This window comes from Phaeocystidibacter luteus (assembly GCF_008933115.1).
Classification (GTDB): domain Bacteria; phylum Bacteroidota; class Bacteroidia; order Flavobacteriales; family Schleiferiaceae; genus Phaeocystidibacter; species Phaeocystidibacter luteus.
In genome coordinates this window covers 173,879-200,223 of record NZ_WBVO01000004.1, presented here as the reverse complement: position 1 = coordinate 200,223, position 26,345 = coordinate 173,879, and the positions used below count along the sequence as shown (strand labels likewise).

25 protein-coding genes are annotated in these 26,345 nt (G+C 46.3%); 17 read left to right on the top strand and 8 right to left on the bottom strand.

Translation table 11 applies throughout. From position 1 onward, the window contains the following. Nucleotides 1–47 precede the first annotated feature (47 nt). On the top strand, nt 48–1,265 hold the full coding sequence (locus F8C67_RS07385) for a hypothetical protein (RefSeq protein ID WP_151667192.1): 1,218 nt from the start codon (nt 48–50) through the stop codon (nt 1,263–1,265). A gap of 151 nt (nt 1,266–1,416) precedes the next feature. Then, entirely contained in the window at nt 1,417–2,046 is a 630-nt protein-coding gene (locus F8C67_RS07380) for a BglII/BstYI family type II restriction endonuclease (protein ID WP_151667191.1), read from the top strand. On the opposite strand, the gene dcm is transcribed toward F8C67_RS07380, so the two are convergent. Continuing rightward, nucleotides 2,047–3,384: a DNA (cytosine-5-)-methyltransferase gene (gene dcm / locus F8C67_RS07375; RefSeq protein WP_151667190.1), complete on the bottom strand. Its 1,338-nt coding sequence runs from the start codon at nt 3,382–3,384 to the stop codon at nt 2,047–2,049. Nucleotides 3,385–3,541: 157 nt separating this feature from the next. Between dcm and F8C67_RS07370 the strand changes: the two genes are divergently transcribed. From F8C67_RS07370 to F8C67_RS07360, 3 genes are all read left to right on the top strand, one after another. Next, nucleotides 3,542–4,450: a hypothetical protein gene (locus tag F8C67_RS07370; protein ID WP_151667189.1), complete on the top strand. Its 909-nt coding sequence runs from the start codon at nt 3,542–3,544 to the stop codon at nt 4,448–4,450. Nucleotides 4,451–4,579: 129 nt separating this feature from the next. Next, a complete protein-coding gene (locus tag F8C67_RS07365; RefSeq protein WP_151667188.1) occupies nt 4,580–5,149 on the top strand; it encodes a hypothetical protein in 570 nt (189 codons plus the stop codon). Nucleotides 5,150–5,166: 17 nt separating this feature from the next. After that, entirely contained in the window at nt 5,167–5,931 is a 765-nt protein-coding gene (locus F8C67_RS07360) for a hypothetical protein (protein WP_151667187.1), read from the top strand. Nucleotides 5,932–5,986: 55 nt separating this feature from the next. Here the strand turns inward: F8C67_RS07360 and F8C67_RS07355 are convergent, their stop codons facing one another. Both F8C67_RS07355 and F8C67_RS07350 read right to left on the bottom strand, forming a co-directional pair. After that, nucleotides 5,987–7,222, bottom strand: a complete 1,236-nt coding sequence (locus F8C67_RS07355) for a hypothetical protein (protein WP_151667186.1) — start codon at nt 7,220–7,222, stop codon at nt 5,987–5,989. 111 nt (nt 7,223–7,333) lie between these two features. After that, complete coding sequence (locus F8C67_RS07350) at nt 7,334–8,284, bottom strand: hypothetical protein (protein ID WP_151667185.1); 951 nt, start codon at nt 8,282–8,284, stop codon at nt 7,334–7,336. A 265-nt stretch (nt 8,285–8,549) separates the two neighbouring features. Here F8C67_RS07350 and F8C67_RS07345 point away from each other — a divergent pair, with 265 nt between their 5' ends. The 7 genes from F8C67_RS07345 to F8C67_RS07315 all read left to right on the top strand — a co-directional run bounded on the left by F8C67_RS07345 (nt 8,550) and on the right by F8C67_RS07315 (nt 17,153). Then, nucleotides 8,550–9,524, top strand: coding sequence for an alpha/beta hydrolase family protein (locus F8C67_RS07345; RefSeq protein ID WP_151667184.1), 975 nt, complete (start codon nt 8,550–8,552; stop codon nt 9,522–9,524). 37 nt (nt 9,525–9,561) lie between these two features. Further along, nucleotides 9,562–10,590, top strand: coding sequence for a lipid A deacylase LpxR family protein (locus F8C67_RS07340; protein ID WP_151667183.1), 1,029 nt, complete (start codon nt 9,562–9,564; stop codon nt 10,588–10,590). A gap of 42 nt (nt 10,591–10,632) precedes the next feature. Then, entirely contained in the window at nt 10,633–11,358 is a 726-nt protein-coding gene (locus tag F8C67_RS07335; RefSeq protein WP_151667182.1) for a hypothetical protein, read from the top strand. A gap of 12 nt (nt 11,359–11,370) precedes the next feature. After that, nucleotides 11,371–12,015 carry a hypothetical protein gene (locus tag F8C67_RS07330; RefSeq protein WP_151667181.1) on the top strand — a complete coding sequence of 215 codons (645 nt, stop codon included), beginning with the start codon at nt 11,371–11,373 and terminating at the stop codon, nt 12,013–12,015. Nucleotides 12,016–12,418: 403 nt separating this feature from the next. Then, the gene (locus F8C67_RS07325) at nt 12,419–13,459 is read left to right on the top strand and encodes an MBL fold metallo-hydrolase (protein WP_151667180.1); all 1,041 of its coding nucleotides are present in this window, start codon (nt 12,419–12,421) and stop codon (nt 13,457–13,459) included. 1,220 nt (nt 13,460–14,679) lie between these two features. Beyond that, nucleotides 14,680–15,129 (top strand): hypothetical protein, encoded by a 450-nt coding sequence (locus F8C67_RS07320; RefSeq protein ID WP_151667179.1) that lies wholly within the window; start codon nt 14,680–14,682, stop codon nt 15,127–15,129. 11 nt (nt 15,130–15,140) lie between these two features. Continuing rightward, the gene (locus F8C67_RS07315; protein ID WP_151667178.1) at nt 15,141–17,153 is read left to right on the top strand and encodes a tetratricopeptide repeat protein; all 2,013 of its coding nucleotides are present in this window, start codon (nt 15,141–15,143) and stop codon (nt 17,151–17,153) included. A gap of 159 nt (nt 17,154–17,312) precedes the next feature. On the opposite strand, the gene F8C67_RS07310 is transcribed toward F8C67_RS07315, so the two are convergent. Then, nucleotides 17,313–17,927, bottom strand: coding sequence for a hypothetical protein (locus tag F8C67_RS07310; RefSeq protein WP_151667177.1), 615 nt, complete (start codon nt 17,925–17,927; stop codon nt 17,313–17,315). 67 nt (nt 17,928–17,994) lie between these two features. Beyond that, nucleotides 17,995–19,992: an amidohydrolase family protein gene (locus F8C67_RS07305; protein WP_151667176.1), complete on the bottom strand. Its 1,998-nt coding sequence runs from the start codon at nt 19,990–19,992 to the stop codon at nt 17,995–17,997. Between the two features lie 130 nt (nt 19,993–20,122). Between F8C67_RS07305 and F8C67_RS07300 the strand changes: the two genes are divergently transcribed. After that, entirely contained in the window at nt 20,123–20,896 is a 774-nt protein-coding gene (locus tag F8C67_RS07300; RefSeq protein WP_151667175.1) for a hypothetical protein, read from the top strand. On the opposite strand, the gene F8C67_RS07295 is transcribed toward F8C67_RS07300, so the two are convergent. Beyond that, entirely contained in the window at nt 20,893–21,348 is a 456-nt protein-coding gene (locus F8C67_RS07295; protein ID WP_151667174.1) for a hypothetical protein, read from the bottom strand. The two genes, F8C67_RS07300 and F8C67_RS07295, sit on opposite strands and share 4 nt — an antisense overlap. 88 nt (nt 21,349–21,436) lie before the next feature. On the opposite strand from F8C67_RS07295, the gene F8C67_RS07290 reads away from it, so the two are divergent. The 3 genes from F8C67_RS07290 to F8C67_RS07280 are packed head-to-tail and all read left to right on the top strand — an operon-like array spanning nt 21,437 to nt 24,183. Continuing rightward, nucleotides 21,437–22,894, top strand: coding sequence for a lipase family protein (locus tag F8C67_RS07290; RefSeq protein WP_151667173.1), 1,458 nt, complete (start codon nt 21,437–21,439; stop codon nt 22,892–22,894). After that, a complete protein-coding gene (locus tag F8C67_RS07285) occupies nt 22,891–23,568 on the top strand; it encodes a hypothetical protein (protein ID WP_151667172.1) in 678 nt (225 codons plus the stop codon). The genes F8C67_RS07290 and F8C67_RS07285 overlap by 4 nt, the downstream gene beginning before the upstream one ends. Nucleotides 23,569–23,622: 54 nt before the next feature. Then, the gene (locus F8C67_RS07280) at nt 23,623–24,183 is read left to right on the top strand and encodes a hypothetical protein (RefSeq protein ID WP_151667171.1); all 561 of its coding nucleotides are present in this window, start codon (nt 23,623–23,625) and stop codon (nt 24,181–24,183) included. Here F8C67_RS07280 and F8C67_RS07275 read toward each other — a convergent pair. Together F8C67_RS07275 and F8C67_RS07270 are read right to left on the bottom strand one after the other, a co-directional pair. Continuing rightward, nucleotides 24,180–24,533 carry a hypothetical protein gene (locus F8C67_RS07275; protein WP_151667170.1) on the bottom strand — a complete coding sequence of 118 codons (354 nt, stop codon included), beginning with the start codon at nt 24,531–24,533 and terminating at the stop codon, nt 24,180–24,182. The genes F8C67_RS07280 and F8C67_RS07275 overlap by 4 nt on opposite strands. After that, nucleotides 24,534–24,818 (bottom strand): hypothetical protein, encoded by a 285-nt coding sequence (locus F8C67_RS07270; protein WP_151667169.1) that lies wholly within the window; start codon nt 24,816–24,818, stop codon nt 24,534–24,536. A gap of 176 nt (nt 24,819–24,994) precedes the next feature. Between F8C67_RS07270 and F8C67_RS07265 the strand changes: the two genes are divergently transcribed. After that, entirely contained in the window at nt 24,995–26,344 is a 1,350-nt protein-coding gene (locus F8C67_RS07265; protein ID WP_189660809.1) for a hydroxymethylglutaryl-CoA reductase, degradative, read from the top strand. Nucleotide 26,345: the final 1 nt, after the last annotated feature.

Sequence of the window (26,345 nt, the reverse complement as noted above, 5' to 3'; positions counted from 1 at the left end):
GGACTTGTCATTTACCTTCGTCCTACATCACTCGTTAATATTGTATGATGAAATCTCTCTTCGCTATCTCTATGTGTTTCGCAGCTTGGAACTGCAACTGCCAATCAATAAATGAACTTCTCACTATAATTGACACAATCTCCTATGAGCAAGTCGAATTGAGGGATTCATTGTACAATGAAGCAAGGTTAATAAACCCGAATCATCGTGAAGTAATTCATTGGGAGTCCCGGAAATACTATAATTCGGATTTTGGTGAATTCATGGACTATTTCAATACCACCATGAATGACCCAACAGCATGCGGGTATAGAATCTACCTACTAGCAACCCTTAGTCAGAGCCGCTTAAATTGGCGAGTTGAAGCAGACTCTCTCCACGCGCTAAAAAACCTCATCCTTAGGAAGGCTCAGAAAGACAGCTTAGGCACTTTTTATGGTGCCTTAAACCTCTTCTCGAATTACTATAACGACTGGATTCCTTACACTCTCGACTCTCCGACCTATCGTGAATTATTTCGTCTAAGAGTATCAAATCGTGATTCCAGTGCAGATTCATCCGATGAGATTGCAATGGAAGATATTATCAAAGAAAGTAGAAGGCCCTTTGCTGCAGATAGCGCCTTTAAATACCTAGAGGTCCTTAAGTCCGTTTCCCCAGAATCGCACGATTGGAACTTACCCTATCAGCAATTAAAATGCTACCTAGGCCAAGAATATTCTCAAAATCTAGACACCGCATTAAGTAAAGGTGAGTACATACCCTATTGGTACTTAGAATACTTGGACAAATGGCCTTGTGATACGAATCACAAATACCTCAGTGGAACGGAAGCCAACGTAAGTAGAATACTCAGTCTAATGAACACCAAACGGCTTTTTCCACGAACGAGCATCACAACATACAGGCTTACAATCATGCCGACCTTTTCTGCGCCCTTGACAATTGAAATTCGCATTCAGGGTTCAGACACCTTAGTTACGACAACAACTGCAAATATTCTCAGTGGCTACAGTTATGATATTCCAACAAAAGTAACGAGCACATCATGGCCTTTGGACACCACATCTTTGGCAGCTATGGCATTGATTGAAAACTATATCAATAGACCTTATCGCAAAATGGAATATGGCGGTATTCTAGATGGCACAACTTACTTCTTTGAATTTTCGTCCCCTGATGGCTACGATTGCTTCTGGACGGGAAACTGGAGTTTTGACCATATTGATAGATTTTATAAGTATTATATAGAGGAGGAGGAATAGATGTATAATGTGACAGGTCCAAACAGCGTAAAATGGAGTGAACTCAATGGAGAGGACCTAATATTAGATATTAAGGCATCGTTTAGCAGAGTAGCATTTGAAATGCATCATTATCTTTTTCTAACTTATTATACTTGCAAAAAAGCAACTCATGAAATACTCTCTCCACTCCTTCCGATTCGCTGAAAACATCATGATGGAACAGCCATTCAAAATTCAGCTGTTCGAAATCATCAATGTACTTGACTCTATTACTGACGACATTCTCATAGAGAAGCACGAGAGCTTCGGACTGGATGACGAAGAAAAACTGCCAAAAAGTCTTTCAAGGGCAATCAACCAGCTTATCAAAGAAGGCTTAGTGGGGTACGGATGGAATGCTGAAAGTGCAATTTTCCAGGATACGAACTACCAAGGCGACACTTGGAGATTAGATTTTGCTAAGGGTGACATTTCAATAGAAGTTGCATTTAACCACGCTTCTGTGATTGCATGGAACTTGATGAAGCCGGTGCTAGCCTCCGAATTAAATCACGTTGAAAAAGCAATTCAAACACAACTCGGAGTCATCATCTGTGCAACGCAAGAAATGAAAGAAAAAGGTGGGTTTGATAGTGCGATTGGAACGTACGAGAAGTTCCAAGATTACCTAAAGCCGCTTGGTTCAGTCCTGACAACACCAATACTACTAATTGGCTTAGAAGCACCAGAGATTTTCCAAATAGAGCAACACCAACTTAAACCTCGAAAGAAGATTGGCCGAGTACTTTACACCCGTTAATCAAATTCGCTTCGAAAGAACGGTCCCTACCTTTTCCACAACCCCTACCACAAGAGCATTCCCCATAAAGAATGCTCTTTTTGTATCTATCATTCCGTCGATTAGAGTGTGATTATCTGGAAACATATTCAATCTTTCCAATTCAATTGGGGTTAACCTTCTCAAAGTGTCGCCTGCAAGCACAACATGCTTGAAGCGTGATGGCGACTTTCCTCCTTCGCCGGTGATTATGGTTCTGCTTGGACGTTCGAGCGGGTCGGGAAACATCATCTTACCCTCTGCAAAGACATATTCGAAGCCATCCCGATTCACTTTCGTCTTTTTCTTCGCCCCCTTCTCATGAAGCCAGCGCTTCAAATCAGGATATTTGTTTAATAATGCAGGTGATGGGTCTTTATCCTCAGAAAGAAGTTTCGCTAGAGATTTAGACTTGGCGATGATGTATTCCTCTGGAACGTCTTTCGGTGCTTGAAGGATGTCCTTAAGCAAAGTCCTCTCCCCTTCAAAATCCGGCTCAACTTCGTAAGTTAGGTATTGACCGTTGAGATATACTCCTGACTTTTTAAAAGGGGAAGGTTTTGTTCTTCGGGCACCTTTGTTAAACTCCATGGATATCTCATCCAACTCACCGGATAATTCAATGGGCTCCTCTATTCCCTTGGAAAGAACCTCAGCAGGAAATGCCTCTTGAAATAATCCAGACTTATGAAGCCACATTTGCATCCCATCTTTCTCTAACTCTTTGTAGAGCTTCGTCCCTTTCAGATATCCAAGAATGAAAATACGTCTCCGTCTTTGAGGCATACCATAGTCGGCTGCATTGATAACTCTCCACTCTACTGCATAACCCAACTTGCCCAGTGAAGCTAACATGACTGCAAAATCACGACCTCTTTGATCAGCTGGCGACTTTACCAAGCGATCCACATTCTCTAAGAAGAGATACTTTGGTCGCTTATCTCCCTTTTCATTTAAAATCCGTTCGATTTGCCACCAGAGTACACCTTTCTTTCCTTGTAATCCTTTAGACGAACGGAGAGTAGTTGCCACAGAGTAATCCTGACAAGGAAAACCTCCAACGAGTAAATCATGATCTGGAATTTCTTCGGTAGGCACTTCAGAAATGTCATTTCCATTGTGACCTTCAGGACCAAATCGTACTTCATACACTTCGTTCGCATGCTGTCGCTTAGTAGAAGGTTCCCACTGGTTGCTAAAAACAACCTTGAATTTCGATTTTGTATTCGGCTTTCCATCCTCAATCGGCTGACCTTCTAAGCCCAGACGAAATCCTCCAACACCTGCGAATAACTCCGCTACCTTTAGCTTTCCTCTCATGGTTGCAAAATAGGAAAGGAAGTAATGTCGATCAAGGGGTAGGGTGATGTCGTTTTCAACATTTTAATAACTTACTTGGCACTTGTAAAAAAGTAAAGAAATTAAGGTTTCCCCCCTCCCCCCGTCTACCCTTCCATCACCCCAAATCCCACACCCCATGCACCCCAAACAACTCCTTATTCTACCCGCTCTTTTATTCGCGTCTATTTCTTCCTTCGGGCAAGGCTGCAGCGATGCCGGTTTTTGTACCATGGATAGCTTTAAGCCGCATGGGGATGAATCCGAAGAGGCGGCTTTCAACCAAGTGAAGGTGGGGGCTTTTGTGGGAAGTGCAGATTATGATATCGCCGTTTATGGGAGCTATTTGGAGTACAATCGGCAGTTGGGGGAATCGTGGAGTTTGGATGTGAAGCTTACGTCTCTCGCACAAAGCGGGAATGACATTTCGGTATTTGGATTGTCGGATGTGTTCGTGAATGCGAACTATAAGGCGACTGAGAGTCTGACGTTCACCGGTGGGTTTAAGTTTCCGCTGATAGATGGCGGTAGGTCACTAGACGGACTTCCCTTGCCAATGGATTACCAAGCGAGTTTAGGTACAGTGGATTTGATCTTTGGCGTAGGCTATAAGCTTGAGCGCCTGCACTTCGTGGCGGCGCTACAACAGCCCATTACTCAGAACAACAACGCATTCCTGTCGAGCAGTTACCCGTCGACACCTCCGCTATCCGCTGTGCAATCTACCAATGGATTCGTTCGTGCTGGCGATGTGCTCCTGCGCGTTTCCTATCCACTCGAACTGAACGAAAAGTTCGTCTTCACCCCTAGCCTCCTCCCTATCTATCACCTCACGGAAGATCGGTATACAGATGAGCTTGGAGTTGAGCAAATCATTGAGGGATCACAAGGACTAACACTCAACGCCAACGTGTACTTCGACTACAATCTCGATGAGCACAATGCGTTTCAACTTAACATCGGCGCTCCACTCGCTGTCCGCGATGCTCGTCCGGATGGCCTCACCCGAAGTTTTGTGGCAAATTTGGAGTATAGGATGAAGTTCTAAACGTCAGTAGGATTTTCTCTCGCGCTCGACCTAAAAAAAATTGAGTTCTTACTGACAATAATGTCAATCCGTACTGACAAATAGGTTTCGGTGAAGCTCTAGATTGCAGCTCATCAAAACCAAAAAACTATGAGAATAAAATCTCTTTCGGCGATTCTGGTTGCAGGATCGCTCTCAAGTTGCAATAATCAAGTCTCGAGTTCACCGCCTCTTCCTGTTACTTGCTGTGCATCATTAGCCAACCACGGCTACAATTGCCAAACAGGTTCACCCGGCAACCTTGTAGCGTTCGGTGATGGCGGTCTTCAGCTCGTCGTTACCAGTAATAATGCGATTCAGTTCTCTCAAATCACAGAATTCGACGCTAGCAATTTCCAATCACCAACTGTCCAAACCACGAATGGAACGGGATCAACTGGAAATCACAAAATCGTTAGTCGAAACGTATATTTTGACGTGCCCAGCACGGATAGTTACACTATTACAGGTCGATATATGGAATACGGGTATGTCGAACCTCAGGATGACTTCAATAATGCTTCATGCAACAACCCCCAATTGCAGAATGGTGATTATGGATGTTTTAGATGGTACAAGTTCCTCGAAGTTGACGAAGGCTTCGCTCCGAATTGTTCGGAATTCTCAATAAGTATCAACGAGCAAGACCCAAATAGTTTCATCGCACCATGCGAATGGTGAAAAACCAAATCAATAAAATGAAAAAGTTTATCCCTTTAATCACACTTATTGGATTCATCGCATGTTCCCCGGACATCTTGAATTCTAGCGAAACAAAAAATGACGGAATCATTAGTCAATGGATCAATCATAGCAGTCTGAATGACGAGGCGCGCCGAATTGTTGAAGACGTTGCAGATCGAGATCGTGGCTTCTCCATTATGGCTAACCCTAACTGGGGCCGACTTGATGCTGAGAATCCTTCGATTCACTTGACGGGCAGAACGCCAGCTGTTAGCGCCATTTCCATAAATGATGAGTCATACGCACCGTTCGGCACCGAGCACATGTGGTATGAGAACCAATCTTCCCTAATCAACTTCTATGGGCAAGACGTTCATCTAAAGTTCACCACCCTCAATGGCACTCTAGAATTTGATCGCTATATCCCAGAGGTACTTCAGGTTACTCAGCTATCGGAAAGTCAAAGTCTAGAAATCTCGAGAACCAATCAAGAGCTTCAATGGACGCCTGACCCTGACTTTGAGGCAGGCAAGATTGCCATCTACTACACGCTATATGATTCGCACGATGAGAGTCAGGCAGCAGGGTATAAAGTCGATGTAATTCTAACCGATGATGATGGCTCCTTCATGTTAGACGACCTCATAAAAGACTCGCGTTGCAAAAGAATTTACTTCAAGGCAGTTCGCGGAAACACTGTGTCTTTCGAACTAAATGAAGAGAAATACCTTTTCCACATTTCGACCTATGATCATCACATGTATCACATCGTGGATTAAAAAAAACGGGGAGAATCACTTCTCCCCGTTTCCACTTCTTTCGTGTTCGTTTGTACTACCACCTTCTTTTAAGTGATTGTACCTCTTCTGGAAAACTTGCTTCAACGCGCTTTATTCGAGCGTCGAGGTCCGGATTTGATTCCTCACCTATATTATATCGATACACTTTTAGGGTGTACATCATCAAGAAACGATTGTGCAGGTCCAAGTTCTTATCCATAGCTCCAGTTTCCAGCTTTTGAATAATAGACTCTGGGTTCTGAGTGTCAGCAAACGCTCTACCTGTACGGTTAGGTGACCCATAATAGTGATTGGGAGATGGATCACTCATGGATAGCAAAGTCCCAAGTAAAAGATCTTCTGTTTTAATATCCAATTCTTCTAGTTCACGTAGATAGGTCAATCGTTCAGCCTGGGCATATGAACCGTCGCTTGCACGGTCGAATCTATCATTCATAATATCGAGATGTGCTTTTAAGAACACCGACCAATCTTGAGCCGCTGCTGCAAAAAGTGCAATTGACTTGGCATGAAGTCTTGGTCTTGAATCTTGACTACAGAATCCTACAACTCTCATTTTTCTCAATTCATCGAGTTGTTTTTTTACTTCAGCATCGGATAATCCATGAGGAGAGTCGAACTCTTGATTGCCGAAACCGAAATCATCGTCATTATCTGACTCTAACAACTTGGTGGTTGTTGTGTCCACCATGCAATCGCTATAGGCTATCCATTGGTTGTAAGGCTGAGGGATTACTTGAGCTGGCTCATGCTTAAGAAACTTATACATGGCAAAACTCGGATAATACTCATTGCTAAGACTAGACCTTTCGATTATATGGCCTTCCAGACTATCAAAATTGAAAAATGCGCTTGGAAACGTAGCCACAGCATACGACCCCTCAAGTCCCATGGCGTAAAGATGATACTCATTATCCCTTTCATCTTCCCAGAAATACACCCACATTCGCTCTACACTCGAGCCTGTTATATCAGCCGCGACAAGTTCATCGTACGTACTTCCGTTATTCCTCATCTCAGAGGCCTGTTTAATGAACTCGAGATTCTCCTTTCCGCTCACTTTATAGATTTCAAGAAGCGCGGTATGGGATGAATGAAAGGTCGGATTAGCTTCGCAAGCTACGAAGTGGGCGTTCAAGGAGTCGGCAATTTGATGCAACGCATCCATAGTTTCGGGCGGATACATCAAACCGTTTTCAAAGGATTCAAACTCCTGAGCTGAAACTTGGAGGCTGACTATCGTCAATGTGAGAAGAGCGAAACGTTTCATGGGTAACTATTTTAGAGTATAACGTCACTACCCCTCAATGGGTGTGCCAGAGAGTAGAAAAAAAACGGGGAGAATCACTTCTCCCCGTCACCACCTAACTAAGCCTGAATACTAAAGATTGGCTAAGAAGTTCTGGATATCCGCCTGCGTTACAGCATTCATCTGAATCGCATATGTTGTGCCTGCAACCGGAGGATTTATATTGAGCGTCCCATAATAGAATTGCCCTTGTTTCAAGGTCAAAACAATAATGGTCTGATTCACATTCGGCAATCTATAATTGCGCATCTGGCTATTTACGAACGAGGCGTTCGCGAGCTTCCACGGATTGAAAAGGTTATTGATTCCATGGGCATATCCGAAGATGATGGTGTTGGTGTAATCCAATCCTTGAACGCCCAATAGATCAAAATGGATCGGATCCAAGATTCCAGCCTGATAGAATGCATCGCAATTCACCCACCCCAAATACTGAGACGTAATCTGATAGAATCCATTGTCACGAAGGAAGTTGAAGGTTGTGGCCGAATCCGGCAACTGCCATGTGTTGTTTGAGCCCGTTCCCAAGTTCTGACCCACAAAAATCTGCATGCCCGGATCCACCGCTTGTTCCGGAATTCGAACTTCAATCGAAGCGTTAGGAGCTACAGCCAGACTTTGTCCGTTCTGAGTGACATCAATAGTATATGCACCGCCAGAATTGAGGAGGGCATTGTTGGAGACGGTGGTCACTCCAGTGGTCATCATATCCGTTCGTGTAAAGATTTCCTGGAATTCAAGCTGAACATTTCCAGAAATGGGTTGCCCGTTAAGCCCGACAAAGGCCGAACTGGGAATGGTGATTTGCGAACCCCTGGGCGTGGTGAACACACCGCCATCGTCTGCGTCAAATCCAAAAGTTTGAACCGGCGGAGCCATGTCTTCCAATAGTTCATTTATGGAAGTATACGTCGCCGTAGGCGTTGGATCTGGGTTGTTGTCGCCACCCAGTGGATCGCTCTCGCACGCCGTGAAGCCAATAGCAAAAAGGCATGCCAATAGTGGTAATTTCAAGATTTTCATACGTCTGGTCATTGAGTTAGAGTATCTGTAATAATCGACGTACGCGGCGCCCTTCTCGCCGAGTGTCAGAACTCCATTACCGATGAGTGTTCCGCTCGATTATCCGAACCAACGCACCCTCACATTGGAACGCGCAGAATAGATTTTGCCAATTTGCCGTCACCCTTATACAAGTCTTCTCGTAGTAGCTGTGGAACTTTACAGGATGTCTATTCGCGTCGAGTTTCGGACCAATTTTTGCTAGTTTCATGCTAAACACAAACACATGAAACTACGCCTACTCACCTTGCTCACCTTACTGAGCGTCAGCTCTTTTAGTCAAGAAAAGCTCTATGAGGTACGGTATGATTCCGTATTCATTGCCACCCCAACCGATTCCATTTTCGGCATTCTCGTTTCACCTATTGCCGATGAAAGCCAAACTTTTCCCGCCATTTTATGCTTGCAAGGTGGAGGTCATGTTGGGCTCGATAACTACACTTGGGAACCCAGGTATTTCGCAGAACACGGTTATGTTTCGCTCATTTGCGACAAAGCGGGAGTTGGACGATCTGTTGGATCCTCAAACTTCCGAACACAAACCTTTGTGCAAAAAGGAGAAGAATACATCTGCCTACTCGACTACATGCGCGCTCTTCCGCAAGTCGATGAATCCAAGGTAGGCGTACACGGAATGTCAGAAGGTGGACGAATGGCCGTCTACCTAGCAGCCATAGCTCCAGAAAAAGTGAGCTTCGCCATGTCTGTTTCGGGACCGATTGAGTCCTATATGGAAAACCAGCTCTACGCCATCGACAAATTGTATTGGTATCGTGGATATGAGTCTGAAATACGGAATCGAGTCGTTCGCGTTTGGCGCATGTATTACGAACAGGCCGCTCGTGGAGAGATTCAGCAGGCAACCGTTGATTCCATTAGAGCAGTGGAAGATATTCTTACCCACCATATCTATTTGCCATCCGCATCCACTCGTCTCCCGAGTAGACCCATGCGTGCCGACATTCATTTCAGTGTTGAGGAAGAAATCAAGCGCGTCAATTGCCCAATCTTCTTTCAATATGGCGAGCTCGATTTGCTTGTAGACCCTGTAGTTTCGGTAGAATTGATTCCTGAATCTGACCTCTTTACGATTGTCACTTATGACGGAACGGACCACAATATGACGATTGAGGGCAACGTACATCCGGACTACGACCAGGACAAGCTTGATTTCTTGGAGACGGTTTACCCAAAAGAGTAACCTCGAATTAATACCTTCCTTTCTCCAAACTGAAAGGATGATTCGATTCTGTAAAATACTGGCCGTTTTGCTTCTTCTCCCGCTATTTGGCAGTGGACAAATGGTGGACACGTCCTTTCGTCAAGCGTCTTTCGTGGAGTTTTCTTCGGAGAATGACCTCTATCAAATTGCGCTAAAGGCCGACAAGGAATTTACAAATGGATTGTCGCTGCGTGTGGGCGATCAAGCGTTTAGAAACCTTGGAACGCGTTGGCTTGCCATTCCCATGAAGTCGGGAGTGCGAGAATATGCATGGAGTATTTCTCAAGATATGTACACTCCAGAAGACATCAGAAACACAGAGGTTGATACCACGGATCGACCGTATTGTGGATTGCTCTACCTGACGTTTAGTGCATACTCTACGGATTGGAACAAGGGCAGAAGATGGACAAGCGAATTGCAGGTCGGAATTCAAGGTCCAGCCGCGGGCGCCAAACAGACTCAAAACTGGCTTCACTCAAACACCAACAATTGGATTGTAGAGGGTTGGGATAATCAAATTGGCAATGGCCTCTTGCTCGACTACCGCATATCGGTACAAGATATCATCACCAAAAACATCAGCTATTTGGAGAGCAGCACCTTCGCCACTTTACAAGTGGGAACAATGCGAAACTTCGTCGCTGTAGGTTTGCAAAACAAGATTGGCTGGTTCAATAGTTCGTATGCAAACTTCGGAGGATTACAGAACCGGAATCAACCTCGAAATCAAGAAGTTAAAGCTTCGAATGGAGACAGAACTGTTTTCTTGAATCGGCCTTGGCAAGCCTATCTCGTTGCTGACATTGGCGTATCGACCATCTTCTACGATGGCACCACTCAAGGGAGTTTGATTCCCTTTGAAGAAAGTGTTTACACCTTGGACCCAGCCCAGATTACCCGATTCAATGCCATATCGAGATTGGGCATTAGCCTGAGTTATGGTCGGACTCAACTGAGCTACCTCTGGGTGGTTACGGGGTACCAAGTTCGTTACTCGAATTTGATTGGCTGGGGTGAATTTCGATTATCGGTAAGTTTGTGAAACTCGAAGTATCTTTCAATTCTAAAGTTTCGCTCCTCAACTATGCCCTATCAGAAAGACCCCAGAGCCAGAAGTCGGAAAAAAGATGGTCCGATTTTTAGCAACAACCGCGAGAAATCATGGGAGAAGGACGGTCCGGTTCAACATGAAGATGAGACTGCCCAAAAGCGGAAGCGAGAGCTCGAGCAATTGAAGGAACGGGCTCGCCGTGCCGAGGAAGAGCGAGTGCGGACTCCATCCTTTCTAGAGCGGTTCTTCTCTGGCGGTTGGAAGGATTACATTCGAATTCAATATCAAATTGAAACCCAGCTATCACCAGCTGAAGTCCATGATCGAATTTCATCCATTCTAGGTGAGAAAAGAGAAGCGAAATGGTTTAAGATGAGTGCTTCTGGAAAGGTGAATAAAACCTATGTGGGAGAAGTGGATGAGTCGACGTTTAACTTCATCAAGAAAGGTCGAAAATCCAATGAAATTGAGCCTACTACAAAGGGCAGCTATGCACAAAATGAAGGGGGAACTCTGATTAAAGTCGTTCATGAGTATGAGAGTGGCTTGCTTCTTCAGTTTGGTGCAATTATCATAGTAGCAGTGTTCTTCATCTTCGGAAAAAGTGTCTTTACCGACTCTGCATTCTTCGCCTTTGTATTGTTCCCGGTATCGCTCATTGTCATCACGGCAGTTGGGAAATTCAACCTTGAAAAAGAGCGAGACAAATTTGTGGGACTCGTTGACGGGACCATCAAGAAAGAGCAACAAAACGTATAACCTACCTCCTTCATGGCATATCAAAAAGACGCTAGAGCAAAGACGAAGGCCGAACGAGCGGCAAAAGACGACTACGGCCGAAGTCGAAAAAAGGAGGAAAGACCAAGACTAGAGAAAAGGAAGCCGATATCAGGAGAATTCAGCCTACCCAAGCGCTCAATTCTCGATCATTGGAATTCATGGTTCACTAAGCGCTATGTGATTCAATCTCCATTAAGGCCATGGGAGGTTGAAGAAGAGCTCCTGAAAGTCACCGACTTGAATCGTTCGGCTCCTTTTGGGAGCTTGGATTACACGGAGCCGAAATACTTCATTGGCCAGGTGGGAAATGACACCTTCCACATTGGTCAGCAAAGGACTGGTGACTTTAGCACACCTATTTTGAGAGGATCATATACTGCCTCCGAGAATGGAACTATCATCTACTTAGTATCTGAATACCCAAGCATAGCGCGCTATGCAACTGGTTTTGTGACAGCACTTTACCTCTTAATCATCTTGCTCATTCCAAAAAACTTCGACTGGCCAGCAAAGGCTTTGGGCATCGCATTATTGATGGGCTTGGTGATTTACTTTATACGCTTGGGGTATGCGAGTGTTAGGAAGGAGAATTTGGAGAGGTTTAGGGGGGTGGTGAAGGGGGGAGCCGCCTCCTAACGTCGGCGGAAGTGCGCCCTGCGGTTGCAAGGCAGCAAAGCTGCAAGACTCATTTCATTCGTAAGACGCTGTGCGTAAGTCCTCCTATCGTCGGAAAGGCGCCCTGCGGTTGCAAGGCAGCACAGCTGCAAGACTCATTTCATTCGTAAGGCGCTGCGCACAAGTGCCATCAGTAGGTAAGAGCTTTACAGTTCAGCTATCTTCCAGCCCGATGGCCGACTTATGCGAAGCATCTTACAGCTCTGCTGTCTTGCACGAAGTGCCTTGATCTGCCGCAGGCAAGATCCTTACAGCCCCGCTGTCTTGCACAAAGTGCCTTTCAGCTGTAAGCTGACTTGTGCGAAGCACCTTGCAGCTTCGCTGCATTTTGTCTTACCTTTCCTTCCCACACCCCCACCTCACCATGACAAAACAATTCGGAGGAAAAATATCAGCAGAAGAGCTAGCCCGGTATGAGGCTTCGCCTAACTGGAAAAATGGCGCGTTTAGAAATTTGGAGCCTACGACGATGTCGATTAGCATGTCGCAATTGCCGGGCATGATAGCCAAGCAAATAAAGGGCTCTAAGCCTTCTGCTCCAGAAAAGCCCATTTCTGTTATCCCCTTTGACAAAGCCGAATTCCTGTCGGATTCTGACGATCCGAAATTCATATGGTACGGACATTCGGTTTTGTTGATGCGGTGGCGAGGAAAAACGATGATGATTGACCCTATGCTTGGCCCGAATGCAGCTCCTATAGCTCCAGGAGGGGTTAAGCGGTTCTCCAAGAACACATTAGACCTCATCGATGATTTTCCAGACATTGATTTGGTGCTGATTACTCACGATCATTACGACCACCTCGACATGGCTAGCATTCTGAAACTAAGGGGGAAGGTCAAGGCCTTTTACGTGGCGCTTGGTGTTAAGCGTCACTTGCTGCGCTGGGGAATTGCGGAGGAGAACATCACCGAATTTGACTGGTGGGATTTTACCACTTTCAACGGAATACAAATCACATTTACGCCTACCCGACATTTTTCTGGACGAGGGTTAAAAGACCGTGCAAAGTCGCTTTGGGGCGGCTGGGCGTTTGTTGGGCCAAAATTCAAAGTGTGGTTCAGCGGTGATGGCGGTTATGGGAAGCACTTCAAAAAAATTGGTGAGAAGCTCGGTCCCTTCAACCTCTCGTTTATGGAATGCGGACAATATTCACCCGACTGGCACTTGATTCACATGTTCCCCGAAGAGTCCGTGCAAGCTGCAATGGACGTAGGCACCACAACGGCAATACCTGTTCACTGGGCAGGCTTCAAACTCAGTTATGCCCACACTTGGTTCCAACCCATGGAGGAAATCATCGAGCATTCGGACCCACTATCATTAATCGTTGGCACACCGGCAATAGGTGAACTGTTTTCTATAAAGGATATTCCGACGGAGAGGTGGTGGGAGGAGTATTGATTCGCCTGGCGGCGAATAAGTCCGCCTATTGGCGGAAAGGCGTCCTGCGGTCGCATGGCAGCAGAGCTGCAAGACTCATTTCATTCGTAAGACGCTGTGCGTAAGTCCTCCTATCGTCGGAAAGGCGCCCTGCGGTCGCAAGGCAGCAAAGCTGCAAGACTCATTTCATTCGTAAAACGCTGCGCGTAAGTCCTCCTATAGTCGGAAAGGCGCCCTGCGGTCGCAAGGCACCAAAGCTGTAAGACTCATTTCATTCGTAAAACGCTGCGCGTAAGTCCTCCTATAGTCGGAAAGGCGCCCTGCGGTCGCAAGGCAGCAAAGCTGTAAGACTCATTTCATTCGTAAAACGCTACGCGTAAGTCCTCCTATCGTCGGAAAGGCGCCCTTCGGTTGCAAGGCAGCAAAGCTGCAAGACTCATTTCATTCGTAAGGCGCTATGCGCAAGTCCTCCTGTCGTCGGAAAGGCGCCCTTCGGTTGCAAGGCAGCACAGCTGCAAGACTCATTTCATTCGTAAGGCGCTGCGCGTAAGTCCTCCTATCGTCGGAAAGGCGCCCTGCGGTCGCAAGGCAGCAGAGCTGCAAGACTCATTTCAATCGTAAAACGCTGCGCGTAAGTCCTCCTATCGTCGGAAAGGCGCCCTGCGGTCGCAAGGCACCAAAGCTGCAAGACTCATTTCATTCGTAAGACGCTGCGCGTAAGTCCTCCTATCGTCGGAAGGGCGCCCTGCGGTCGCAAGGCAGCAGAGCTGCAAGACTCATTTCATTCGTTAGACGCTGTGCGTATGTTCTACCGCAGGCAAAAGCTTTATGGCTTGGCTGTCTTTAAGCCCGATGGCCGACTTATGCGAAGCATCTTACAGCCCTGCTGTCTTGCACGAAGTGCCTTTCAGCCGAATGGCTGACTTATGCAAAGCATCTTACAGCTCCGCTGTCTTGCACGAAGTGCCTTGATCTGCCGCAGGCAAGATCCTTACAGCTCCGCTGTCTTGCACGAAGTGCCTTGATCTGCCGCAGGCAAGATCCTTACAGCTCCGCTGTCTTGCACGAAGTGCCTTGATCTGCCGCAGGCAAGATCCTTACAGCCCTGCTGTCTTGCACAAAGTGCCTTTCAGCCGAATGGCTGACTTATGCAAAGCATCTTACAGCTTCGCTGTCTTGTGCACAGCACCTTGCAGCTTGCTGCCCTTTCCTTTATCTTCCCCTCCCAAACACCCCACCACATGCACAAATACCTTCTTTCACTCATTGCCTTGCTCACGTTCGTTTCGTGTACGGAGTCAAAGACCTATTTGAATAGGATTAAGGATAGGGATGCGGGCGCTCCCGTGGCACAAGAGCTATTGCTTCACATCAATGATGGCGAATGGGATTCTGCAACGGCTATGTTTGCAGACCTTGTGTTTGATGAATTTACGGTTGAACAATTGGAGGGCAAGTTTCGACACCATCGTGTGGCACTTGGCGAGCTGGAAGACGCTCAATTGATCGACTGGCAGACGAAAGTTGTGGAAGGCGGAAGTGAACCCTCGCTTTACGATTACGAATATCTGAACACGTATGAGAATCATACTGCCGTGGTGCTCATTCAACTTTTGCGCAAAGGAGAAGGCCCGTTTGAAGTGTATGGATATCGCGTAACTTCCGATGCGTTCTCCGAAGAACAGGACTAAATCTGACCAAATTGAAATCAAGTACTACCTGGATATTCGCCCTCATTCTCGCCACCTTGGCGGTTACCTTTCCCGCTGTTAACGGAGAATTGCTGAACTATGATGACGAGCGTTACATCACCGCGAATCCATACTTGGAGTTTGCCGACGAACGCCCCGAAGAGGGAATGTTCACGGCTTACTTCGACGGCCACTATCACCCTCTCACTCTACTCAGCCTAAGGTTTGATGAATCCATTGGGTCCGATTCTATCTATGCCCATCACTTGGTCAACATACTCCTACACACCGGGAACGCACTCCTGCTTTTTTGGTTGGTTCGACTTCTTTTAAAAGATGAACTCACCGCATTTGCCGTTGCACTTTTGTGGGCGGTGCACCCTGTAGCCGTAGAGAGCTATGCATGGATGACAGAAAGAAAAAACGTTCTCTACACTCTATTCTTCCTGCTTAGCGCCATTCAATACATAAAATATCTCCGTGATTCGGATGTGAAACGATTGGGGTACACAGCCGTATTCTTTTTGCTATCCTGCTTAGCAAAGGGACAAGGCATTCTGCTTTTGCCGGTCTATTTCATACTTGATTATTTTGAAACAGGTAAGCTCTTCGTCAAGTCGAGATGGATGGAAAAAGCCGGGTTTGCAGCAGCGGCTTTAGTCTTCGTTTGGCTTGGAAGAAATGCTCAGTCAGAAGCTTGGGATCTCGGCAACAACCCCTACGAATTTGGGGAACGCTTCATCCTTGGTTGTTACGCCTTTGTCATGTACATCGTGCACACTTTTATCCCCATTGGACTTAGTCCGTATCACCCCTACCCTTCGGAAATTGGGAGTGAAATCGGCGGAATCTATTACATCGGGCTTGTGGGTGTGCTAGTCTATCTTGGCCTGCTATACTGGACGTTCAAAAGGTCTAAACTGTGGTTCTTCGGATTGGCGTGGTTTGCAGTGAACATCGTGTTAATGCTGAAAATTCTAGAAGTACCATTTGGCAATTATGTCATGGCCGACCGCTACGCGTACATCGCGATGATTGGTCTTCTGCTTCCCGCCATTCACACTGGAATAGCTTTTCTCAAAGCGAAAAATGCAAAAGCCCCATTATACGCAACGGTAGCGATAGCCTTAGTTTTTGGTTGGCTTACTCGATCTCAAATTTCCTATTGGGAATCGAGCATGGCACTTTGGGGCGGCGTATTGGAGCATTATCCGAACTACACGAATGCCGCGAACATGTATGCCTTAGGTGCTGTAGCCGCTGGCGAAAATCAAGAAGCTCTTGAGGCCTTCGACCGAATGGAGCAGATTGCTCCTGAATCTGGGGAGGGAGCGATTAACCGCGCAGTCCTTCTTGAGCAACTTAGCCAACCTGAAGAGGCTATGACCTGGGTACGGAAGGCGATGGAAAGAGAACCAGAAAGTGAAGTGGTGTTATCTAAGGCACCGCTCTTTTATTTGAGGAGAGGCAAACTTGAAGAAGCCTTCAATCAAGCGAAAAAGGGACACGAACTGTATCCGAATAATGTAGAAATCGCCATGGCCTATGCTCGGGCGCTCGGCGGAAAAGAGAACTTTTCAGAGGCCTTGGCCGTGTTGCAAGCCTATCCAAACGACGAGATGGCGGTATCTCTCGCCCGTCAAATTCAGCAGGTCGCCAATCAGAAACAATCCGCTCAAAATCCTACGTCCGACGATTTCATGCAACAGGCCATCAATGCTGCACGAGGAGGGAATTACGTTCAAGCAGAACGACTATTCAACCTGGCGATCGAATCTAATCCGAATGATGCAGCCGCATATGCCAACCGTGGTAGTTTCTTCGCGCAAAGAGGTCAGTATGCGAAAGCAGAACAAGACCTACTGAAGTCTGCCGAGCTGAATTCGGCGAATGGAAATGTCTTCGCTATGCTAGGAACACTCTACGCCGATATGAATCAAGATGAAAAGAGTTGTCAATACTACCTTCAAGCGGTAGCGAAAGGGGTAAACCTTAGCCCAGACATCCTGAACAAGTGTAAGTAATCGAACTATTTTTCGAGAATACGTGTTATATACGTCATCCCATGCGGTAATCCCCTAATTTGCCGCTATCTGAAGTATGAGAGTAACACTGAGTAAAAGAACCACCTTGATCTCTCTCTACTTTTTGGCCGCCGTACTATCGGTTTGGCTTTCGTAGAGTTAGTCTTGGATTAACAAGTCGCGAAGATTCCAGAATCGGCGGTAGTAGCTGAAGTCTGTGCTATCAGGATGCCCTTCAATTACGGTTGAGCGAGTGCTATACCCTGCAAATCCCTGTAGCGTTGAGGTCGTTTGATTTTCAATTTCGAATGGCAGGTTTCCCGCATTCATGAGAAGGTCAAGTGTATCGTTCTTTAGCGTAATCGAGTGCGTACGAAGCCTCCCTCCTACTGGCCTAAAACTATCTATCTGAAGGGTCAACTGATTCACGGTGTTGTCAGCAGTATCCCATTGTGTAAAAAGCTGTCGAATAACTCTTCTATCATAAGAGCGCTGCGCTCTTGTCCATCGGAAATATCCAGAAAACTTGTTTTCGTCGTCAAGGGTGAAGACGTACAAATCGCCGGTCAAAACTTCAGTGCCGGTGACATACTCCCATTGCTGTAAGGTGTCATTCTTGAAATACAGTGTATCCGCAAAACGTCCGCTCAACCTAATGTCATAGGTCGTTCTCTCCGACATTTGAAAATATTCGGTAGCCGCTACTGGGTCGTCATCGCATGATGTCAGCCCCATAATTAGCCCAACGAAAAGAGCGTAGTGTTTGAATTTCATCCTCAACCGTTTCACTTAAAGAACGTACAAATGTAACGAACGGTTGGATGCCATTCGGCTCACATCATCAGATGCCTCCAAAATGAAACCTCATTGGATTTGTATGCGCCATTTGAAAACGGAAATCGTCATCATTGAATTTCAAGCGATCTCCACTTACATCTGCCCATACATCATACTTATTGATTGTATACTGACTGATATAATCCACATAACTCGCACATTCCCTCAGGTTGATCATGAAATCACTTCCGAAAAGCAGACGGCTTCTCAAGTGCTTCCACTGTACATCGGTTAGGTCTAACGCCCTCATTCCTCGTGAGAACTGCTTGTAAGCTTCCTTGGTATTCAACAAATCGCTGAGGTCGGCATAGGCATTAGGGTGCGCCCATGAGATTTCACTCGGATCTGTATTGGGATTTTCGAGTAAGTCTGACCAATCCGAAGCGCTCATTCCATGCGGCTTCACTGGCTTGCAAATAATCTGCTCAAACAGGATCTTCTTCCAATCATGGTCACTATCCATATCTGCATTCTGTATGCCGCAATGCGCAAAATTGATTCTCAAATTTGGGAAGCGCTCCATGACAGGAAGCCATCGTTTTGGAGAGGTGTAAAGTTCGTGGCGTTCGCTCGACATCAACTGAAAACCTCCAGAACTGGTGTGAACGGTAAGCGGAATGCCTCTTTGTGAACAGAATGAATACAAATGGAGAACCCTGGCCTTTCTAGGATTGATGTCAGGCGTACCCTCCGGATATGGGTCAAAGCCCAAAGGAGGATAGAGCTTCACGCCCAAAAAGACTCCTCTGCCAACGTCTTCCATCTTACCTGTCCAAGCGGTTTGATTGCTCTCCAAAGTTTGTATAGAGGGAGGTGCGTCGCCAAAGTACTTGTCGAGCAATTCATTCAGTGTTGGCGTATCCGAATTATGCTGCGCATCCAACTGCTTGAACAAGAATTCCACTCGGCCGAGGTTGTACGCGCGTTCAGCTCTCGCTTTGGCGTCGGAGTGTTCGTTCGGTTTTGGAATAGCATTTTGAAGCGCCTTTCTATCGATCTCGGTCATGTCCGCGGCCGTCCAATTCAAATGAACGCCTCCTCCTTCGGCATCCTCGACTTTGCATTTTCCCTCAAGAGAAGATGGAATGTTGAATTTTTGGGTAATGTAAACCTGTTTCACAGACCTCTCCCCTCCTACACTCATCTGCAAGTCGGTAAGTAAGGCCTTTGCTCTACGCACAACTTCTTCTGAAACTCCGTCCGTTTGCAGTGCGTTCGTCAAAGCATCAAATTCGGTTTGTGACATTGAATCTTGAGTCCAAACCAACAACTTGGTGCTGGGTGTATAAAGCAACTTCATGGCCGGGCCTGTAACCCATGCATCGGGCAGTGAGTTGAGGTTCAAATGAATGGGTAGTTGAACTTTTTTTGGTTGATCATCCACAAAACCGTAGTTCTCAGGATTCATGCCGAGGAAGGGCATGACGGTGAGTTTCACATTATTACCCTGACTTTCATTGAAGCGCTTCATGCCCGTAAGCAAGTCCTCTGTTTGTCTCACCACCGGCTTTCCCACTCTCGCATATTGAAAGTTTGAAATGGCCTCCGACTGTGTATAGTCACGGTCGGTATAGTCCATAATAAGCGCACTCACTGCTACTTTATCGAATGACTGATTTCCAATTTTCAGGGCTTCAAGTTGGATGAGTTTGAGCACATCTTCATTCACTTCCTCCAGATATACATCGATAGGTCGATTCATAAGGAGAAGTAGATTGATAATGTACAAGTGCGCCTTGGTCGGTTTAGCATCTTCGTCCCTATCAAATACCCGATTTATCAGTCGAACTAGTCCCGCTACAGGACCAAGAACACCGAGCAGGGGTAGGACCAGCGGGGCGGAGAACGCCGCAATATTAATGGCGTTGTTGATGAAGGATTCTGAAATCTCTTCCGTGAGCAGCCTAGCTATCCGACTTTCATTCCGGAGTCGGTCTATGAAGTTTTCAATATTGGGATGCGTGAGGTTTTGAACGTGAAAATGGGAATCGAAAAAATACATGGTTTGGTAAATTGGTCTCAACTCAAAATTATAGAATTGATTTTCAACCAACTACGTAGTTTTACGTAGGCAGCCTCAGATTTCCCAACTATTAAGTTCTGAAACGCGTTTCACTCAAAAACCAGCTACCATGAAATTTAAAGTTCTCGCGTTGCTCACGCTTGTCATCGGCTCTTTCTCATCATACGGTCAAGACTGCGACCTACTGAAGCAGCTTGAGGAGGATGTCATGGTTCAAAAGTTCACTGTAGAAGAGCGAAACTACAGTTATGGTGTAGCGCGGCTTGACATGGAGGTCGAATATGAATGCGATGTAATAAACTCGAACGTTCACGCCCTCAATTACATCATTCCAAACTTGAGCCAGGGATACGACGAGCTACTCGAGGAAATGGACAGTGTTGACCGTCAGAATAAATTCTTCGCGAAATTCAAGCAAGACACCTTTCGCTACGATGCGTTGCGCGAGTGGAATGCGATTTTGAATGGAACGGTCCAAAGAGATACGGTCTCAACGAGAGAAGTAATGAATCTCGCCGTAAAATTCTTCAGCATTGTAGGATTGACTCCAGAAGGATACTACAGAGGGAAGGTATGCGCAGGGTGGTCAGAAATTCCCGTCACCGAAATGGAACGAAACCTCTTGCTGGAAGCCTTTGCATTCTCCGCGGTTTTTGAACACACGATGCCTAGTGAGTTTGACGTGATTGAGGAATTCAAAGACGGATTGAGAAAGCTCTATCAGTTGGAATTGGGCACAGACGATGAGGACAAACTCATGCGTGCAAGAGGCGCGTTGTATATGGCCATGCTCGATAGCGAGGTGTTGCTAGAACTCCTCCAATCTGAGTACCGAGAAAGAAAAGAGACCCTTCCATTTTACTGGAGGGAGATGGAAGCTTAATTGCCGATAAGCACACCAATTCTAAATGAATGGTAGTTGCCGTAACCTTCTAGATTGGGATCTTCAGGGAGATAGAATCCGAAGCTGTATCCAACATAAAACGGATAATAACGAACTGTGAGGAACAACTCTGCCATCCAGTCATTGTAAAATCCATCGAGTTGCGGGAAAGAACGTCCACCCCCCAAACCTAGGAAAGAAGTCACCTCAGCCTCTTTAAAATTGAGGAAGCGGGTTGCGAAATTGGCTTTCACGAATAGCTTTTCGGAAGAAACTCCAAGGTCTGCCGAAACCAACATCTTCTCATTGAATTCTCCACCCACACCTACGTACACGGCGTCGAATTGAAAATCATACCCAGAATGAAGCGACAAGAGCTGCTGAGCTTTAGCTTCTGAGGCTACCAAGGTGAAGAGAACACCGAGAATCAATGTGTATGCGAAGTTCTTCATGAGAGAATATTCGAGTATTAAGTGCCCGAAAGATAGAAAATACCGCTCTATTGATTTGTGGTCATTATCTTTAATCAAAACACCGACCATGAAATACTTTCTGCTACTACTCCTCTTCCCTTTGGGGATGTCGGCACAATACGGCCCCGGCTTCAGGGCTGACGAGTATAAAGAGATGCTGTTGATTTCGACCCAAACAGGAGGTGACAGCGCATACAAAGCAAAATTCGAAACTCCTCAAAACCACGTACTCGCCTATTCGTCGCCATCCATTGGCCTCGACAATAAGTGGGAACTCTGGGTGAATCGAGTTCAGAAAACGGCGGTCATCAGCATACGTGGAACAACCCCAAAGCCCGAGAGCTGGATGCTCAACTTTTACGCGGCGATGATTCCTGCGCAAGGCGAAATTAAATGGCTGAAGGATGGTGAGCAGCAGGAGTTTAAATACCATCTTGCGGATCACCCAGATGCCGCGGTACATGCGGGTTGGACCTTAGGTTGCGGGATGTTGCTTCAAGATATCCTACCTAAGATTTACGCCTTATGGCAAGAAGAGGAGATCGAAGATTTTTACATCATGGGGCACAGTCAAGGTGGCGCCATAGCCTATTTGATGAACGCGCAACTCAACTATATGTCGCGATCCATGATGCTACCTGCCGGATGGAGATTCAAGACCTATTGCAGCGCGGCGCCCAAACCGGGCAACCTGTATTTCGCCTACGACTACGAATCAAGAACACAAAACGGGTGGGCGTTTAATGTGGTCAACGCAGCGGATTGGGTTCCGGAAGTGCCTATATCCGTTCAAACACTTGAGGACTTCAATGAGACCAATCCATTTGTGATGATGGATGATGTGATAGCTCAGCAGGACTTGCTGGATAGAATCGGACTCTGGTGGGTGAAGCGAAAACTAGAAAACCCTACCCGTGATGCTCAAGAGAACTACGAGCGCTATTTAGGAGAAAGAATTCAAGAGGAGGTTGAGAAGAAGATCGAAGGGTTAGAAATGCCTGATTTCTATCATTCTAACAACTACGTTCGAACGGGCATTCAGATCGTACTGCGTCCCGATGAAGAGTACCACAGGCTATTCGTACCAGACTCGGGACAAGTATTCGCTCATCACCTTCATGAACCCTATTTGTACCTCACAGAGAAGCTGGGAACTCCCTTTTATGAAGGACATGAGTTTCTCGGCATTCAATGGAAATTGAAATCGTGGTTGCAAGAAGATGAAATGGTTGAAGTAAAGTACGGAAACGAAATACCATGGATACTCTTTACTAGAAATGGAAGAGTTCATGGATGGAGTGCTCTCGAAAATGGCTTTCACTTCAGCATCTCTTACATTATTGTTGATGAACGACTGACGATTTATCGAGACTGGGAAATGCCCGAAGGAGAAAGTGGAACCCGATTTACACGAATGCTTTCGAACTGCAACAGAATGGAGTTTAGAGGTAACCAGCTGTTGATGATGAATAGAAACAGAATATTGATGATATTCGAAAATCAAAATAAATCGACAGAGGAATGAAACTGAGAATTGCCATGCTGGCGCTATCGGCCGGCGTTCTATCATCTTGCGGATTGATGGTGGACAACACCTTTGCTCCGCCACCCATTGCCGCTGAAGAGGGCGACTTGTTCATAGACGCTACAGCAAGTGCGCTTCCGGAAGTACAAGGAGGTAGTGAAAACCGGATATCTTTCCTTCCCGCTTTGGGATTAGGAGTAGGCTATGCGCTGACTAATCAGGATTTTGTTTACGCAAATTACCAGCTCAACTACTTCGACAATTTTGCCTTGTCCACTACCGCTCGCTATCAAAGGAAGCTCAATTTGACGGGTTCAATAGAGCATTTTATCGGTGGACAATACCAATATGCCTATTCCTATTTCGAGGATCAACCAGATCGTGAAGCGTACTCGAATGGTGCCCACGCTTTGGGAATCAGCTATTTCGGCCGGTTAAACTCACCCGGTGCGGTTCAGCCTTACCTCGGACTTCAACTCGGAGCTGGCGTTCTAGCCTCAGATTTTGACGTTTCTTACGGAATGAGCACGCTTGCCGTTGGTGTACAATACAGATTCGCGGATGCATGGGAATGCCGTTTGGAAATAAACCAGAACCTTGGGTTCGACTTAGATGATTCCAATTCGGAATGGGGAGGTGGACTCACAGCCAGTTTCCGTTACATATTTCATTAAGCCCCCATCCTATTATTCCCTTTGAACGTCAGTTTGATAGAAATACGACACCTCATGAAATACTTCTTCACCCTACTTCTAGCTGCTACATCACTACTTGGGTCAGCGCAAATCGACCCAGAAGGTGCAAGGGAATGTGTTGAGAAACTCAGAGATGGGACGCTGATTGTTCGATTGTACTATCAAGAAGACAGAATAGAACTCTTGCGTGAGGAAAAGACACCAGAAATGGTTGATGCCTACATTGCGGAAATTGAGCGAAACAACCTAGCTATTCGTCAGGCTTTTGCCAACGAGTACACGGCCGGAAGGGTATACTTTATAAATGCGAACAACTCAGGCAAGCTCATGAGTGGTGACTGGGATGGCATCATTATGAACGCCGAGGGCGAAATCGTTGATGTGCCCTATATGCCTTACTTGGTGGCGGATATCTCAAGATCAAAGAACCTTGGGCTAGAAGGCCTCAACATTTGGGATTGGAACGGTGAAGAGTGGATTCATCCCCCATCACCCTTCCCAGCGTTCATCTCGCAATATGGCTTCTTGAGTCTTTACGTACGCTCTTATTCCGAGATGGTTTCAAAATTCAACAGCAACTTCGTCAAAGACTAACGATCTACCCGATTGATAGTGAAGTAGAAAACCAGGGCGCCAACGACGTACAGAATTGCGTCAATTGGGTCATAGTGCAGTCGTGTGTCTTCTATCCATCCAGATTCAAAAAAGACGATTAATCCAGCGGTGTAAACGGCTACCGTAATCCAATGCAGTTTGGCTTTGGGCTGGATCAAGCGGATGATAAGAATTGCGGCACCGAGCATAACCGGCACAGCCAGAAATGGGTCTAGGTAGTTGTCTAGTATCCGGGAATGCAAACCGTACCATTGGGTAAGTTGGTGAACTAAGAAGACGCCCGCAAAAAGCGAGAACAATTGGATGTCGGTTTTACGCGGAGCGTGCATTTAGGCAGAAGCCCAAAAAGCTGACCACGCAAGCGCTCCGCCAATGGCTAAAGCGGCAATCTGCACGGCACGTGCCACGTACAAGAATGGTCGAACATACCACGGGTGGCTTGGCTTGATCTTGATAACGGGAACGTCCCACCCTTTTTGCGTTTCGGCTCGCTGTAGTGAAACTTCTTCCCTTTGAATCCGCTCCGAATGAAGCTCGTAACCGCAAGAAGAACAGGTTTCCGCTTCAGTCGAATTCCACGTCTTGCAGTTCTTACAAAGTATTTGGTTTGCCATGGTTCACAAGGTTCCGACAAAGATAACGCACGAACGCTAGAAAGCGGCTCTTAATTCACACGTTTTCAAGCACCAAAGCAAATGCAGTTTGATGAAACTTTAACGGGCTAGGTAGAATACAAACGAAAACAATCCTCTCACATAATCGTTTACCTTTGCAACTTGAAACAAACGTGATGAAAAAGCCAATCAAAGGATTTAGCAAGCTTTCCAAAGAAGGAAAGATTGAGTGGTTAGTAAACGAACACTTCGAGAAGCCAGAGGCCGCAAGAGCCCTGCTCGAAGAATACTGGCACACCGATGAAAAGAAGCAGCAATTGCACGATGACTTCATCGAGAATACCGTTACCAACTACTTCCTTCCTTTTGGAGTAGCTCCCAACTTCCTAATCAACGACGAGCTTTACACTTTGCCCATGGCAATTGAAGAGAGTTCAGTGGTTGCCGCAGCCTCAAAAGCCGCTGGTTTTTGGTTGAAACGTGGAGGTTTCAAAACTGAAATCGTAAGCACAACCAAGATTGGCCATGTTCACTTCAACTATTACGGTTCTGTAGAGACATTGAAAACCATGTTCGAAGCATGGAAGCCAATGTTTTTTGAAGAAACAGAGGAACTCACTGCAAACATGCGCGCTCGTGGCGGCGGCATTTTGAGTGTTGAGTTGAAGGATAAAACAGATGTACTAGAGAATTACTTCCAGATTGAGGCGCGCTTCGAAACGTGCGATTCAATGGGAGCCAATTTCATCAACTCTTGCCTGGAGCAATTCGCACAAGTAATGCGAGCCGACGTGATGTCGAGAGACATTAGCGAAGAAGACAAAAACCTTCAAGTGGTGATGTGCATCCTCAGCAACTACACTCCAGAATGTGTAGTGCGTGCCGAGGTGAGTTGTAAAGTAGAAGAACTGAACGACGATAAAGACGTAACTCCGGAAGAGTTTGCTACCAAATTCAAGCGCGCAGTTCGCATTGCGGAAGTAGAGCCCTACCGTGCTACTACGCACAACAAGGGAATTATGAACGGTATTGACGCCGTAATCATCGCCACTGGAAATGACTTCCGTGCGATTGAGGCAGCGTCTCACACCTACGCCTCTCGCAATGGTCAGTATACAAGTCTAACACACTGTACAGTGGAAGACGGAATCTTCCGATTCTGGATTGAAATTCCGTTGGCTTTGGGTACAGTGGGTGGCCTAACAAAACTTCACCCGATGGTGAAGCTGGCACATGAGCTACTTGGACATCCTAACAGTGAGACACTGATGGGCATTGTTGCTGCATCGGGACTTGCACAGAACTTTGGTGCATTGAGGGCGCTTGTAACCACGGGCATTCAGAAAGGTCACATGAAGATGCACCTCTTCAACATTCTGAATCAGCTTGAAGCTACGACTGAAGAGCGCGATGCGATTGTTGCTCACTTTACCGACAAAGTACCACACCACAACTTGGTGGTTGCCAAATTCTGCGAATTGCGCGGAATCCCAGTGCCACGAAGTGACGTGAAGAAAGACTCTTAAT